Raw genomic sequence first — 14274 nt, 5'->3', positions numbered from 1 at the left:
TTTCGACTTACAATCGAAAACATGCCTCATACTAACACCGCGCACGAAGTGCTGGCGGCCGTGTTCCAGGTGCGCGGTGTCGACTCCCGTAAACCCGCACTTCACGTGCTGTTATGGCAACGAGCCCGCGATCCGCAGCGCGACCGGTGGTCGCTGCCGGGCGGTCAGCTCGGCGCGGACGAGGACCTGACCAGCTCGGTGCGCCGCCAACTCGCCGAGAAGGTCGACCTGCGTGAAGTCGCGCACCTCGAGCAGTTGGCCGTGTTCTCCGATCCGCTGCGAGTGCCCGCGGTGCGGACCATCGCCTCGACGTTCCTCGGTCTGGTGCCCTCCCCCGCGACCCCGGAACTGCCGCCGGACACCCGCTGGCACCCAGTCAGCGAGCTGCCCCCGATGGCGTTCGACCATGGCACCATGGTCGAGCACGCCCGCACCCGTCTTGTCGCCAAGATGTCGTACACGAATATCGGGTTCGCCTTGGCGCCAACCGAATTCGCATTATCGACGCTGCGCGACATCTATAGCGCCGCACTGGGCTACCAGGTGGACGCGACCAATCTGCAGCGCGTACTCGAGCGCCGCAATGTCATCGTGCGCACGGGCACCACCGCCCGTTCGGGCCGCACCGGCGGCCGGCCCGCCGCGCTCTACAAGTTCATCGAATCCCGCTACCGGGTGACCGACGAATTCGCCGCATTGCGCCCGCCCGGGTGAGTCGACTGGAATCTTAACGCTCTCTTAAGCGACAATGGCCGGATGGACATGGGCAGCGTGGCTCCCGCATCTGGTGCCGAGTGGATCGGATGCGCACCGCACGAGGAACTGCGGCGGGGTAACCGCCCACGACTGCCCGCCGATGACCCTTTCTACGTCCCACCTGCGGGTTTTCAACACGCCGAGCCTGGAACGGTGCTCCGTAGCCGCGACGTCGAGCTGGCATTCGTCGGCCTCGTTCCGCAGAAGCTCACGGCCACCCAGCTGCTGTACCGGACCACGGACATGCACGGACGCCCGCACACCACGGTGACCACCGTCGTCGCGCCCGCCGAACGCTCCCCGGACCGGCCCACCCCGATCGTGTCCTACCAGTGCGCCATCGACGCGGTCGCCGGGCGCTGTTTTCCTTCGTACGCGCTGCGCCGGGGCGCCAAGGCGATCGGTGCCCTCGCCCAGCTGGAGTTCCTGCTCGTCGCCGCGGCGCTGGCCGAAGGCTGGGCGGTCTCGGTGCCCGACCACGAGGGTCCCGACGGCACCTGGGGCGCCCCCTATGAACCCGGCTATCACATCCTCGACGGTGTCCGCGCGGCGCTGACGTACCAGCGGCTCAACCTGTCGCCCGACGCGCCCGTCGGACTCTGGGGCTACTCGGGCGGTGGCCTCGCCAGCGCATGGGCCGCGGAGGTGCACGCCGACTACGCGCCGGACCTCAACGTCGTCGGCGCAGTGCTGGGTTCGCCGGTCGCCGACCTGGGCCACGCATTCCGTCGCCTCAACGGCAGCTTCTACTCCGGGCTGCCCGCGATGGTGGTGGCCGCGTTGTCGCACGTCTACCCCGACCTGGACCGCGTCATCCAGGAACACGCCACCGACACCGGCAAGGCGATGCTGCTGCGTGTGCAGAAGATGACCACCGCGCACGCCGTCCTGCGGTTGATCGGCATGGACATGGGCAAGATGATCGACGCCCCTCTCGAGCAGATCCTGCAAACTCCCGAGGTGCAGCACGTCTTCGACAGCATCAAGCTCGGCACGACCGTCCCGACGCCTCCGTTGCTGATCGTGCAGGCGGTACACGATCGGATCGTCTCGGTGGACGACATCGACGAGTTGAGCGAGGTCTACCGGTCCGGCGGCGCCTCGGTGACGTACCACCGCGACAGGTTCAGCGAGCACATGCTGCTGCATCCGATGTCCTCACCGATGGCGTTGCGCTGGCTCAGGGACCGGTTCGAGGGCAGGCCGCTCGACGAGCATCTGGTGCGCACCACCTGGCCCACACTGCTGAACCCGATGACCTACGTCGGCATGGCACGCCTGGTGAAGATCGCGGCGAAGGTGGTCACCGGACGAAAGGTCGAGCGCACACCGCTGTGAGCGGCATGCGCTACCGGCGCCACCGACCGTCACCGCCGCTGCGCGACGCGGTGGAGTTCGTCTGGTGCATGGACGAAGGGCCGACCCACTCCAGGGAACGCGTACTGCCCGGTGGCGCGGCAGAACTCGTCATCAATCTGCGTGACGACGAGATAAAAATCAGTGACAGCGGGCGACCGGGACAGGACAGGCGGTTCTCGGGTGCGGTGATCTGCGGCCCGTACACCCGCCCGTTCGACATCGACCCGAGCGCGCACACCACCATGCTCGGCGTTCACTTCAAACCCGGCGGCGCGCAGGCGTTCCTGCCCATGGCGCTCAGTGAACTGGCGGACTCACACGTCGATCTCGAGCACGTGTGGGGCAGACGGGCACAGACGTTGCGGTCGCAGGTCTGCGAAGCGGACACGGCCGAGGAACGCCTTGCGCTCATGCAATCGGCACTGGTATCGCGGCTTCGCTCCGCCCATGAGCTGCGCGCCACCGTGGTCGACGCCGTGCGCGCGCTGTCGGTAGACGATTCGCCTCCCCCGATCCGCGATGTGGTGACCCGCTCCGACCTCTGCCATCGCCAGCTCATCGACGTCTTCACCGCAACCGTGGGAACGACGCCGAAGGTGTTCTCGCGAATCCGCAGGTTCCGGCGCGCCCTGTCCCGCATCGAGTCCGGCAACGTTCCTGCATGGGCCGAACTCGCCGTCGCGTCGGGCTACTCCGATCAATCCCACATGATCCGGGAGTTTCGGACCTTGTCGGGGCTGACGCCCGTCGAGCATGTCCTTCGCCGCGCTCTCGCGACGAAGGACGACCACGTCGCGGTCACCGAATAGGTCAAATTTCTTCAATACAGCCGCCCCGTGGTGGCGCACGCTCGTTGGATGAGTCAGCCGTCAGGACGCTCGGACAGTCGTGATTTCCGGGCGGGGACCGTCCGGTATCAGGTCACAGACGTCGACCGGGCCGTCACGTTCTATACCGACCTGCTGGGCTTTCGTCTGGTGCAGCAGCGGGGGCCCGTCGCAATCGTCGCCAACGACCCACTGAGACTGTTGCTCAGCGGACCCGGCAGCTCGGGTTCACGCCCGCTGCCCGACGGCCGGGCGCAGGTCCCAGGTGGCTCGAACCGCCTCGTGCTCGAAGTGTCTGACCTGGAGCTGCGAATCGCCACGCTGCAGGAGCGCGGGGCGATGTTCCGCAACACGCTCGAGGTGGGTCCCGGAGGCAAGCAGATACAGGTCGAGGACCCCGACGGAAACCCGATCGAGCTGTTTCAGCCCGCCGCATCGGCGTGAGGAAGGCCGGGCACTGCCGGTGAGGCCTGCACCGGCGGGGCGGGCACCGGCGGCTCCTGTGGCGGCCACGCCCCGAGGTCGTCGCGGGCGGTCGACACCGCGATCAGGGTGTAGACCAGTGCGGCGGTCGCCGCGGGAAACAGGAACGTCATCGCGATCAGAAGCGGCGAGTGCCCGAAGAAGACCGGCGGCGCCTCGACCACGTAATGCACGCGGTGCTCGGGCGACACCGGGGCCGCGGCGACGTCGATCGACCCGTAACGCCAGTGCGCGATCAACGCGCCCACACCCGCCGCCGCGCCCGCGGCGGCCGCGGCTCCGATGGTCAGGGCAGTTACCAGCACGGGCCCGCGATGCGCGCGCCACTGCCACACCAGCACCGCACCGACCACAGCCAGCACGCATGTCATGCCCACGACCATGAACGCCGCGACGAAGAGGTGGTCGGCGTCGTTGCCAAGGTACGCGCGGATGCGGTCGCCGCTCTCGGTCAACGCGACCACGCCGTGCGCCGGCGGAGCAACCCACGCCCACAGCGCCCCGACCAGCACGCCGGCACTCGCCAGTCCAGCTGCCACGACGAGCGCGGCGCGACGACGTGAAACCCGCGGCGCGACAATGTCATTCATCGCTTCTCAAGATCCTTCGAGTCCGTGACACCGTGGCGCGAGCACTTGGCCGACCAGCCGTCGGGGCGCACCTGCACGATCATCCGGCGGCCGCAGTCACCGCAGAACCGCGGCGGCTCCAGTCCCAGCCGCGCCGCCGTTGGCATCGCGGTGCCGTCGGGCTCTCCGGTGTAGACGTTGAACGCCATACCTACGGTTCTACAGGCTGGCGTTGAGGGCCTTGATGGGCATCTGCAGCTCGTCGAGCAGTTCCAGATCCGTCTCGGCCGGCCGGCCCAGCGTGGTCAGGTAGTTGCCGACGATCACCGCATTGATGCCACCGAGGATGCCCTTCTTGGCGCCCAGGTCGCCGAGGGTGATCTCGCGACCGCCCGCGAACCGCAGCATCGTCCGCGGCAGCGCCAACCGGAACGCGGCGACAGCCTTGAGCGCCTCCGCGGCGGGCAGCACCTCGAGGTCACCGAATGGGGTCCCCGGGCGGGGGTTGAGGAAGTTCAGCGGCACTTCATGCGGGTCGAGTTCGGCGAGGTTCGCCGCGAATTCGGCACGCTGCTCGAGCGTCTCCCCCATGCCGAGGATGCCGCCGCAGCACACCTCCATGCCGGCCTCGCGGACCATCTGCAAGGTGTCCCAGCGCTCCTCCCAGGAGTGTGTGGTGACGACGTTGGTGAAGAACGATCGCGCGGTCTCGAGGTTGTGGTTGTAGCGGTGCACGCCCATCGCCGAGAGCTGGTCGACCTGCTCGGCGGTCAGCATGCCCAGCGAGCAGGCGATCTGGATGTCCACCTCATTGCGGATCGCCTCGATGCCCGCGGCCACCTGGGCGAGCAGCCGCTCGTCGGGTCCGCGGACGGCGGCGACGATGCAGAACTCCGTTGCGCCGGTCTTCGCGGTCTGCTTGGCGGCTTCGACCAGGCTCGGGACGTCCAGCCACGCGCTGCGCACGGGAGATGCGAAAAGCCCTGACTGAGAACAGAAATGGCAATCCTCCGGGCAGCCGCCGGTCTTCAGGCTGATGATGCCCTCGACCTCGACATCCGGGCCGCACCACTTCATGCGCACCTCGTGCGCCAGTTCGAGGAGGTCGTCGAGGCGGTCGTCCGGCAGCTGCAGCACCTGCAGCGTCTGGTCCTGCTTCAGACCCTCGCCGCGCTCGAGCACCTGCTCGCGTGCCACCGCCAGAATGTCGCTCACCCGTTACTCCTCACGTACTGAACACGTCGGCCGGGCCGACACTTGAACGGTGTTCAGGTTAGGGTACGGGCGTGCAGCTCCACAAACGCGACGTCGTCGACGCGGCGACGGCACTGTTGGACACCTACGGCATGGCCGACCTGACCATGCGCCGGCTGGCCCGCGAGCTGGCCGTCTCCCCCGGCGCGCTGTACTGGCACTTCGCCAACAAGCAACAGCTGCTGGGCGCCGTCGCCGACCGCATCCTGATATCTGCCGGCGACGTCGCAGGCGACTGGCGCGAGCGCATCGGTGGCATCTGTGTGCAGCTGCGCGACGCTCTGCTGTCGCACACCGACGGCGCGGAGCTGGTATCGGCGAGCTTCGCGGCAGGGCAGTCGCAGGCCATGACACAGATCCTGGCCCGGCTGACCAATGCGGCCGCCGAAGCGGGAGTGGACGCCGCACACGCTGAGCTGGCGGCACGCACCGTCCTCTACTACGTGCTCGGATTCACCGCAGACGAGCAGTCGCGTCTGCAATGGGACGCTGCAGGCGCCCAACTGCCCGAAGCGCAGTCGGTGCTCGCCGACGACCCCTCGGCGAGGTTCGCATTCGGGCTGGGGCTGCTCGTCGACGGCATCCGCGCCAAGATCCGCGTTCTGCAGAGGGAGTTCGACTAGACGGCCACATTTGGCAGCGTTCACTGTCGGACCTCGGGCGTAACGTCGCCGCCGTGATCACCGTCGACGACGTGCGGCCCATCGCCCTGTCGTTGCCCCGGTCCTACGAGGCCGTTGTCCGCGACGAGATCAGGTTTCGGGCGGGACGGCTCGTCTACCTCGCGTTCTCACGCGACGAGACCGTGATGGGCTTCGCCTTCCCGAAGGAGGAACGCGCCGCGCTGGTGGCCGCCGAGCCGGAGAAGTTCATGCTGCCGCGGCAATCCGAGATGCGATACAACTGGGTCGTGGTGCGGCTTGACGCCATCGAGTTGGACGAACTTCGCGAGTTCATCATGGACGCGTGGCGGATGTGCGTGCCGAAAAGCGTGGCCGCGACGATCAGCTGATCGGATATTCGATCTTCGCGTCTCCGTCCCAGTGCCGCAGCCCGACTGCGCTGCCTTGGATGTCACGCGCCACCGACTTCACGGTGAGAGCGGTTGGCAACTGGTCGGGCGAGACGCGTCGCGCCAACGTCACATGAGGCGTCCACTGACCCGGATTCGCGTGCGGCAGAGTCCCTTTCGGCATATGCGGCAGGCACGATTCGTGGACGTCGGCGTGCAGCGCCATGAGGTCGGCCGAGGGCACGAGCAGCCGCACCAGGATGAAGGCGCGTCCGCCGAAGAGCATCGGGGCCCCGACCGTGCAGACAAGGGGAAGCCGCTTCAACACCGGTCGCAGCGCCACGTTGACTGCGTCGTCCATTTCCTCGGCCACGATCAGCGTCACGTGCGGACGGTTACTCGGCGAGGTGTGCGCGGCCTTGCTCCGGATCCCGGCTTCGGTGAGGTCGTCCCAACTCTGGCGCACGGCCGCCTCGATGTGCGGGTCGAAGAGCAGCTCGATGCTGTGCACCATCCCTAGACCAGGCCCTTGACCCACTTCGGATCGAACGCTGACGCGCTCATCGACTCGAACTCGGCCGGGGTGAACGCGCCTGCGCCCCATGGCAGGACCGCACGCAGCGGAGCCAGTCTCCCCAGCGTCTCGCGGTTGCCCTCCTCGGCCGGTCCTGGCGCGCTCGGCCATGCGCCGATCACCAAACCGGCGCACGGAATATTCTGCGAGGCAAGCGCTTCCAACGTTAGTGCGGTGTGATTCAGCGTGCCAAGACCAGGGGCGACAACGACGAGCACGCTCGCGCCCAGCTCGGCCGCGACGTCGCGCAGCGTCGACCCGTCGGCGCCGAGCTCGACCAGAAGGCCACCGGCCCCCTCGACGAGCGTGAGCGCCGCCTCCGCCGCCCGCACCGATGCCACCAGCTCAGCGCGCGACGGCAAGGCCATGCCCGCGCGGTGGGCGGCGGCCACCGGTGCCAACGGCTCGGGGTAGCGCCAACCGCCGTGAAGACCGGTCACCTTCGACAACCGGCCGATGTCGGCGAGGTCGTCATCCCGGGGGCTGCCCGTTTGCACCGGTTTGCACGCCGCGACGTCGATGCCCGCCAGCCGCGCATGACAGGCCAACGCGGCGGTGGCCACCGTCTTTCCGACGCCGGTGTCGGTTCCTGTGACGACGAGGACGGTCACGCGCCTGCCGACAACACGTCCGCGAACACTTCCTCAGCCAGGCGCAGTTCGTCGTCGGTCAGCGATGCCCTGGCCGTCAACCGCAGCCGAGACGTCCCGGCGGGGACCGTCGGCGGCCGGAAGCAGCCGACCCGCAGGCCCCGCTCCAGACAGGCCACGGCGGCGGCCAGCGCCACCTCCGGCTCACCCAGGATCACCGACACCACCGCCGAGTCGGGCCGCTCGGCCACCCCGCACATCGAGGCCAGCGCTCCGGCGTGGCGCAGCACCGACTGCGCGCGCCACGGCTCGGCGATCAGCACGTCCAGCGCCGCCCACGCCGCGCCGACGGCGGCAGGAGCTAGACCGGTATCGAAGATGAACGGCCGCGCGGAGTCGATGAGGTGATCGCGCACCGCAGCCGAGCCGAGCACCACGCCGCCCTGGCTGCCCAACGCTTTGGACAGCGTCGTGGTCATCACGACGTCGGAGGCCCCCGCAAGGCCCACCTCGTGCAGCAGTCCGCGTCCGCCGCGTCCCCGGACGCCGAGACCGTGCGCCTCGTCGACGATCAACAGCGCGCCGTGGCTCCGGCACACCTCGTGCAGGTCGCGCAGCGGCGCCAGCACGCCGTCAGCCGAGAACACCGAATCGGTCACCACGATGGCGCGGTCCTCGTCGCGGGCCGCCAGCGCCGCGTCGACCGCGGCGATGTCGCGGTGCGGCGTCACCACCACGCGGGCCCGCGACAACCGGCAGGCGTCGACCAGGGAGGCGTGCGTCAGCGCGTCCGACACGAGCAGGGACCCAGCGCCCGACAACGAGACCACCGCGCCCAGATTCGCGGTGTAGCCCGAGGAGAACACCAGCGCCGACTCGGCGCCGACGAAGTCGGCCAACGCCCGCTCGAAACCCTCGTGCAGTTCGGTGTTGCCGGTCACCAGGCGCGATCCGGTCGAGCCTGCGCCCCAGGTGCGCAACGCCTCGACACCACCGTCGATCACCTTCGGATGCGTAGACAGGCCGAGGTAGTCGTTGGATGCGAGGTCGAGTTCGGCGCCGACCGGGGGCCGCGCTCGCAGCGACCGGCGCAGTCCGGCGGCCCGCCGCTGCTGCTCGACCTCTGCGAGCCACGCCAGCGGCGACAGACCTGCGCGCGTCACCGGTGCCTCCCTAGCGGCCGAGCCGACAATTGAACACCGTTCAGGTTAATGCACGCGCCACCGCGACCATCGCCGAGGTGATCCGGCCGATCTCGTCCGGTGTGCAGATGTACGGCGGCATCACGTAGACGAGGTTTCGGAAGGGTCGCAGCCACACGCCGTGTTCCAGCGCCACCGGGGTGGCCACCCGAAGGTCAACCGGCCGGTCCATCTCGAGGACCCCGATGGCGCCGAGAACCCGGACGTCTGCGACCCCGGTCAGCGCAGCGGCAGGCGCGAGGCCCGCCCGCAGTCCGGACTCGATACCGCGCACCGTCGCACGCCAGTCCGCGCCGATCAGCAGTTCGACCGCGGCGACCCCCACCGCGCACGCCAGCGCGTTGGCCATGAATGTCGGGCCGTGCATCAGGGCGCCGGGCTCACGTGTGCTGATCGTGTGGGCGATCTCGCTCGTGCACAGCGTTGCGGCCAGAGTGATGTAGCCGCCGGTCAGAGCCTTGCCGACGCACATGATGTCGGGGCGGACGCCGGCGTGGTCGGCGGCGAACAGTTCGCCGGTGCGGCCGAATCCCGTGGCGATCTCGTCGAAGATCAGCAGCACGCCGTGCCGGGTGCAGATGTCACGCAGATCGGTGAGGTAGCGCGGATCGTGGAAACGCATTCCACCCGCGCCCTGCACCACCGGTTCGACGATCACCGCGGCGAGTTCGTCGGCGTGCTCGGCCAGTTGCGCTTCGAACGCCTCGCTGTAGGTCCGGTCGTAGTCCACGGGGACCTGCGGGGCGAATATCTGCTGGGCCAGCACGTCTTGCCACAGCCCGTGCATGCCGCCGTCGGGGTCGCACACGCTCATCGGCGTGAACGTGTCGCCGTGGTAGCCGCCGCGCCAGGTCATCAGCCGGTGCTTGCGCCCCCGGCCGAGGCTGCGCCAGTACTGCAGCGCCATCTTCGTCGCGACCTCGATCGACACCGAGCCCGAGTCGCTGAAGAACACGGTGTCGAGCCCATCGGGAGTGAGCTGCACCAGCAGCTGAGCCAGCCGCGTGGCGGGTTCGTGCGTCAACCCGCCGAACATGACGTGGTTCATCGTGGCGAGCTGGCCGGTGATCGCGGCGTCCAGGACCGGATGGCCGTGCCCGTGGATGGCCGTCCACCACGACGCCATCGCGTCGAGGACCTCGATGTCGTGACCCTCGTGGTGGAGCGTCAGCCGCGCGCCCCGCGCGCCCACCGCGACGAGCGGAGGAATCGCTTCCGCCCCGATCGTGCTGTAGGGGTGCCAGACGTGCGCGGCATCGATCGCGCTGATCTCGGCGGGCGTCAAACCAGGCACCTTCGGTAGATTATCCGTCGACCATGATGACCCTCGCCCCTGCCCGGCCGGCACCCGTCACGAAGCCGGGCATCACATCGCGCGCTCCGTCGGCCAAAGAGGGTGCGCGTGCGTCCGCGTTCTATCGGCACGATCTCGACGGTCTGCGCGGGATCGCGATTGCTCTGGTCGCGGTGTTCCACGTCTGGTTCGGTCGGGTCTCCGGCGGTGTCGACGTGTTCCTCGCCCTTTCGGGCTTCTTCTTCGGCGGCCGCCTGCTGCGCACGGCGATGACGCCGGGCGCCTCCCTGTGGCCTGTTCCCGAGGTCACCCGCTTGGTGCGCAGGCTTCTGCCTGTGCTGGTCGTGGTGCTCGCGGCGTCGGCAGTGCTGACCATCCTCGTCCAGCCGGAGACCCGCTGGGAGGCGTTCGCCGACCAGAGCCTGGCCAGCCTCGGCTACTTCCAGAACTGGGAACTGGCCAACACCGCGTCGGACTATCTGCGGGCCGGTGAAGCGGTCAGCCCGCTTCAGCACATCTGGTCGATGTCGGTGCAGGGGCAGTTCTATATCGCGTTTCTGGCTCTGATATTCCTGTCCGCCTTGCTGTTTCGCCGAGTGTTCAAGAAGCACATGCGCGTCGCGTTCGTGGTTCTGCTCAGCGCGCTGACCATCGCATCGTTCGTCTACGCGGTCGTCGCGCACAACGCCGACCAGGCCACTGCGTACTACAACAGCTTTGCGCGGGCGTGGGAACTGTTGCTGGGCGCGCTGGTCGGCGCTCTGGTGCCCTATGTTCGTTGGCCGATGTGGCTGCGCACCACGGCCGCGGTGATCTCACTGGCCGCGATTTTGGCCTGCGGCGCCCTGATCGACGGTGTCAAGGAGTTCCCCGGTCCGTGGGCCCTGGTTCCTGTCGGCGCGACAGTCCTGTTCATTCTCTCGGCCGCCAACCGGGTGGCCGACCCGCACTGCGACGGGCGGATTCCCGCGCCGAACCGTCTGCTGGCGACGGCGCCGTTCGTGTCACTGGGCGCCATGGCGTATTCGCTTTATCTGTGGCACTGGCCGCTGCTGATCTTCTGGCTGTCCTACAGCGGACACGCCCATGCGAATTTCGTCGAAGGCGTCTGCGTGCTGATGCTGTCCGGCGTGCTGGCGTGGCTGACCACGAAGCTCATCGAGAACCCGCTTCGGTACCGGTCGTCGACCGCGACGAAGTCCGCCGTTCCACTGCGCACGCGGCTGGGCAGGTCGACGGTGGTGCTCGGCTCGGTGGTCGCGCTGCTCGGAGTGGCGTTGACCGCGACATCGTTCACCTGGCGTGAGCACGTCGCCGTGGAACGTTCGACAGGCAAAGAGCTGCCGGGTCTTTCGATGACCGGCTATCCGGGCGCCCATGCGATTCTCGACCAGGCCAAGGTGCCGAAACTGCCTATGCGCCCGACGGTGCTCGAAGCACAGAACGATATTCCGCAGACCACCGAAGACGGCTGCATCAGCGACTTCGACAACGTGGGCGTCATCAACTGCACATACGGCGACAAGGCCGCGACCCGCACCATTGCACTGGCCGGCGGCTCGCACGCCGAGCATTGGATCACCGCATTGGATCTGCTCGGCCGGATGCACAGTTTCAAGGTCGTCACCTACCTCAAGATGGGCTGCCCGCTGACCACCGAGCAAGTGCCCCTGGTGATGGGCGACAACCGCCCGTACCCCAAGTGTCATGAGTGGAACCAGCGGGTGATGGCCAAGATCATCGCCGACCGCCCGGATTTCCTGTTCACCACCGCGACGCGACCGTGGAACATCAAGCCGGGCGATGTGATGCCCGGCTCCTACCTCGGCATCTGGCAGACGTTGTCCGACAACGGCATTCCGATCCTGGCGATGCGTGACACACCCTGGCTGGCACGCAGTGGCAAACCCTTCTTCGCCGCTGACTGCCTGGCCGACGGCGGCGACGCGATCTCCTGCGGGGTCAGGCGTTCCGACGTACTGTCGGCTCGCAATCCAACATTGGACTTCGTCACACAGTTCCCGATGCTCAAGCCGCTCGATATGAGCGATGCGGTGTGCCGCAAGGACATCTGTCGAGCGGTCGAGGGAAATGTCCTCCTGTACCACGACGCCCACCACATCTCGAAGACCTACATGCGCACGATGACCGAAGAACTCGGGCGCCAGATTGGCGCCGCCACCGGCTGGTGGGTTGACTGATGTCGTCGGCAGAGCCGGCCTCGGTACGCACCGTTTGGCCGGGAACGAGCTATCCCCTTGGCGCGACTTATGACGGCGTGGGTACCAACTTCTCGCTGTTCTCTGAGGCCGCCGAGCGGGTGGAGCTGTGCCTGATCGGTAAGGACGGCCGCGAGGAGCGCGTCAACCTCGACGAGGTCGACGGCTACGTCTGGCACTCCTACCTGCCTGGTGTCACACCCGGCCAACGTTACGGCTACCGGGTCCACGGGCCGTGGGATCCGGCGGCCGGGCATCGCTGCGATCCGAGCAAGCTGCTGCTCGACCCGTACGGAAAGTCCTTCCACGGCGAGTTCGACTTCAGCCAGGCGCTGTTCTCCTACGACCTGGCCGCCGACGACCCAGCGTCCGGAGGCACTCCGCCACGCGTCGACTCGCTGGGCCACACCATGACCAGCGTCGTGATCAACCCGTTTTTCCAATGGGCGTCCGACCGCGCGCCGCGCACGCCGTACCACGAGACCGTCATCTACGAGGCGCACGTCAAGGGCATGACGCAGACCCACCCGGGCATCCCCGCGGAACTGCGCGGCACCTATGCCGGGCTCGGTCACCCCGCGATCATCGACCACCTCAAGTCGCTGAACGTGACGGCGATCGAACTCATGCCGGTGCACCAGTTTCTGCATGACCACCGGCTCGTCGACCTCGGCCTGACAAATTACTGGGGCTACAACACGTTCGGCTTCTTCGCACCGCACTATCAATATGCGGCGAACAAGCATGCGGGCGGCGCGGTCGCGGAGTTCAAGACCATGGTGCGGTCGTTCCACGAGGCGGAAATCGAGGTCATCCTCGACGTGGTCTACAACCACACCGCCGAAGGCAACCATCTCGGTCCGACCCTGAACTTCCGCGGAATCGACAACGCGGCGTACTACCGGCTACTCGACGGCGATCTGCGGTTCTACAAGGATTTCACCGGGACCGGGAACAGCCTCAACGCACGTCACCCCCACACGCTCCAGCTGATCATGGACTCGCTGCGGTACTGGGTCCTGGAGATGCACGTCGACGGGTTCCGGTTCGACCTGGCGGCCACGCTGGCCCGTGAGTTCTACGACGTCGACCGATTGAGTGCGTTCTTCGATCTGGTGCAGCAGGACCCCGTCGTCAGTCAGGTCAAGCTGATCGCCGAGCCGTGGGACATCGGCGAAGGCGGCTATCAGGTCGGCAACTTTCCAGGTTTGTGGACCGAATGGAACGGGAAGTATCGCGACACTGTGCGTGATTACTGGCGGGGCGAGCCCGCAACCCTCGGCGAATTCGCCTCCCGGCTGACCGGTTCCTCGGACCTCTACGAGGCCACCGGTCGCCGGCCCAGCGCGAGCATCAACTTCGTCACCTGCCACGACGGCTTCCCGCTCGCGGATCTGGTCTCCTACAACGAGAAGCACAACGAAGCCAACGGTGAGGAGAACCGCGACGGCGAGAGCCACAACAGGTCGTGGAACTGTGGAGTCGAAGGCCCCACCGACGATCCCGACATTCTCGCGCTGCGCGGTAAGCAGATGCGCAACATCATGGGCACTCTGATGGTGTCCCAGGGCACGCCGATGATCTCGCACGGCGACGAGATCGGGCGCACGCAGCGGGGGAACAACAACGTCTACTGTCAGGACTCCGAGATCTCCTGGATGGACTGGTCGTTGTGCGAGAAGAACGCCGACCTCTTGGAATTCACCCGCAAGGCCGTGCAACTGCGCACGGATCATCCGGTCTTTCGCAGGCGACGGTTCTTCGAGGGCAAGCCGATCCGCACCGGCGACCAGGTCCGCGACATCGCCTGGCTGACGCCCGCGGGCCAGGAGATGACGCTCGAGGATTGGGGTACCGGCCTTGGCAAGTGCGTCGCGGTATTCCTCAACGGCGAGGCCATCTCCGCACCCAATGAACGAGGCGAACGCGTGGTCGACGACTCCTTTTTGCTGTGCTTCAACGCCTATGACCAGGTGCAGGACTTCGTCGCTCCGATGGGCGGCTATGCCAAGCAGTGGACCGCGGCGTTGAACACCGCAGATCCCACCGGCGCCACCGATCTCGTGGTCCAGGCCGGCGAGAAGATATCGCTGCAGGCGCGGTCGTTGCTCGTTCTGCGTAAGACCGCGTAGCGC

General features: G+C 67.5%; 15 protein-coding genes. 8 read left to right on the top strand and 7 right to left on the bottom strand.

The window, feature by feature from the left end:
• Positions 1–21 precede the first annotated feature (21 nt).
• The 4 genes from N4S67_RS15730 to N4S67_RS15715 are packed head-to-tail and all read left to right on the top strand — an operon-like array spanning position 22 to position 3386.
• The gene (locus N4S67_RS15730; RefSeq protein ID WP_260993885.1) at positions 22–714 is read left to right on the top strand and encodes an NUDIX hydrolase; all 693 of its coding nucleotides are present in this window, start codon (positions 22–24) and stop codon (positions 712–714) included.
• A 42-nt stretch (positions 715–756) separates the two neighbouring features.
• Complete coding sequence (locus tag N4S67_RS15725; RefSeq protein ID WP_260993884.1) at positions 757–2094, top strand: lipase family protein; 1338 nt, start codon at positions 757–759, stop codon at positions 2092–2094.
• 5 nt (positions 2095–2099) lie between these two features.
• Positions 2100–2924: a helix-turn-helix domain-containing protein gene (locus tag N4S67_RS15720; protein ID WP_260994060.1), complete on the top strand. Its 825-nt coding sequence runs from the start codon at positions 2100–2102 to the stop codon at positions 2922–2924.
• Positions 2925–2972: 48 nt separating this feature from the next.
• A complete protein-coding gene (locus N4S67_RS15715) occupies positions 2973–3386 on the top strand; it encodes a VOC family protein (protein WP_260993883.1) in 414 nt (137 codons plus the stop codon).
• On the opposite strand, the gene N4S67_RS15710 is transcribed toward N4S67_RS15715, so the two are convergent.
• Genes N4S67_RS15710 through bioB form a run of 3 tightly spaced genes read right to left on the bottom strand, consistent with a single transcriptional unit; the run spans position 3365 to position 5209 of the window.
• The gene (locus tag N4S67_RS15710) at positions 3365–4015 is read right to left on the bottom strand and encodes a DUF2567 domain-containing protein (RefSeq protein ID WP_260993882.1); all 651 of its coding nucleotides are present in this window, start codon (positions 4013–4015) and stop codon (positions 3365–3367) included. The two genes, N4S67_RS15715 and N4S67_RS15710, sit on opposite strands and share 22 nt — an antisense overlap.
• On the bottom strand, positions 4012–4203 hold the full coding sequence (gene bsaP, locus N4S67_RS15705; RefSeq protein ID WP_260993881.1) for a biotin synthase auxiliary protein BsaP: 192 nt from the start codon (positions 4201–4203) through the stop codon (positions 4012–4014). The genes N4S67_RS15710 and bsaP overlap by 4 nt, the downstream gene beginning before the upstream one ends.
• 10 nt (positions 4204–4213) lie before the next feature.
• On the bottom strand, positions 4214–5209 hold the full coding sequence (gene bioB / locus N4S67_RS15700) for a biotin synthase BioB (RefSeq protein ID WP_260993880.1): 996 nt from the start codon (positions 5207–5209) through the stop codon (positions 4214–4216).
• A gap of 71 nt (positions 5210–5280) precedes the next feature.
• Between bioB and N4S67_RS15695 the strand changes: the two genes are divergently transcribed.
• The gene (locus N4S67_RS15695) at positions 5281–5871 is read left to right on the top strand and encodes a TetR family transcriptional regulator (protein WP_260993879.1); all 591 of its coding nucleotides are present in this window, start codon (positions 5281–5283) and stop codon (positions 5869–5871) included.
• 53 nt (positions 5872–5924) lie between these two features.
• Entirely contained in the window at positions 5925–6260 is a 336-nt protein-coding gene (locus N4S67_RS15690; protein WP_260993878.1) for an MmcQ/YjbR family DNA-binding protein, read from the top strand.
• Here the strand turns inward: N4S67_RS15690 and N4S67_RS15685 are convergent.
• From N4S67_RS15685 to N4S67_RS15670, 4 genes are read right to left on the bottom strand one after another with little or no spacing between them, the layout of a single operon-like run.
• Positions 6253–6774, bottom strand: coding sequence for a 2'-5' RNA ligase family protein (locus N4S67_RS15685; RefSeq protein ID WP_260993877.1), 522 nt, complete (start codon positions 6772–6774; stop codon positions 6253–6255). The genes N4S67_RS15690 and N4S67_RS15685 overlap by 8 nt on opposite strands.
• Positions 6775–6776: 2 nt before the next feature.
• Entirely contained in the window at positions 6777–7445 is a 669-nt protein-coding gene (bioD, locus tag N4S67_RS15680) for a dethiobiotin synthase (protein ID WP_260993876.1), read from the bottom strand.
• Positions 7442–8587: an 8-amino-7-oxononanoate synthase gene (locus N4S67_RS15675; protein WP_260993875.1), complete on the bottom strand. Its 1146-nt coding sequence runs from the start codon at positions 8585–8587 to the stop codon at positions 7442–7444. The genes bioD and N4S67_RS15675 overlap by 4 nt, the downstream gene beginning before the upstream one ends.
• Positions 8588–8627: 40 nt before the next feature.
• Positions 8628–9920, bottom strand: coding sequence for an adenosylmethionine--8-amino-7-oxononanoate transaminase (locus tag N4S67_RS15670; RefSeq protein WP_260993874.1), 1293 nt, complete (start codon positions 9918–9920; stop codon positions 8628–8630).
• Between the two features lie 23 nt (positions 9921–9943).
• On the opposite strand from N4S67_RS15670, the gene N4S67_RS15665 reads away from it, so the two are divergent.
• Together N4S67_RS15665 and glgX are read left to right on the top strand one after the other, a co-directional pair.
• Complete coding sequence (locus tag N4S67_RS15665; RefSeq protein WP_260993873.1) at positions 9944–12121, top strand: acyltransferase family protein; 2178 nt, start codon at positions 9944–9946, stop codon at positions 12119–12121.
• Complete coding sequence (gene glgX / locus N4S67_RS15660) at positions 12121–14271, top strand: glycogen debranching protein GlgX (protein ID WP_260993872.1); 2151 nt, start codon at positions 12121–12123, stop codon at positions 14269–14271. The genes N4S67_RS15665 and glgX overlap by 1 nt, the downstream gene beginning before the upstream one ends.
• The last annotated feature ends 3 nt before the right edge of the window (positions 14272–14274 follow it).

This window comes from Mycobacterium deserti (assembly GCF_025345615.1).
Lineage (GTDB): Bacteria > Actinomycetota > Actinomycetes > Mycobacteriales > Mycobacteriaceae > Mycobacterium > Mycobacterium deserti.
This window is presented reverse-complemented; position numbering and strand designations above follow the sequence as displayed.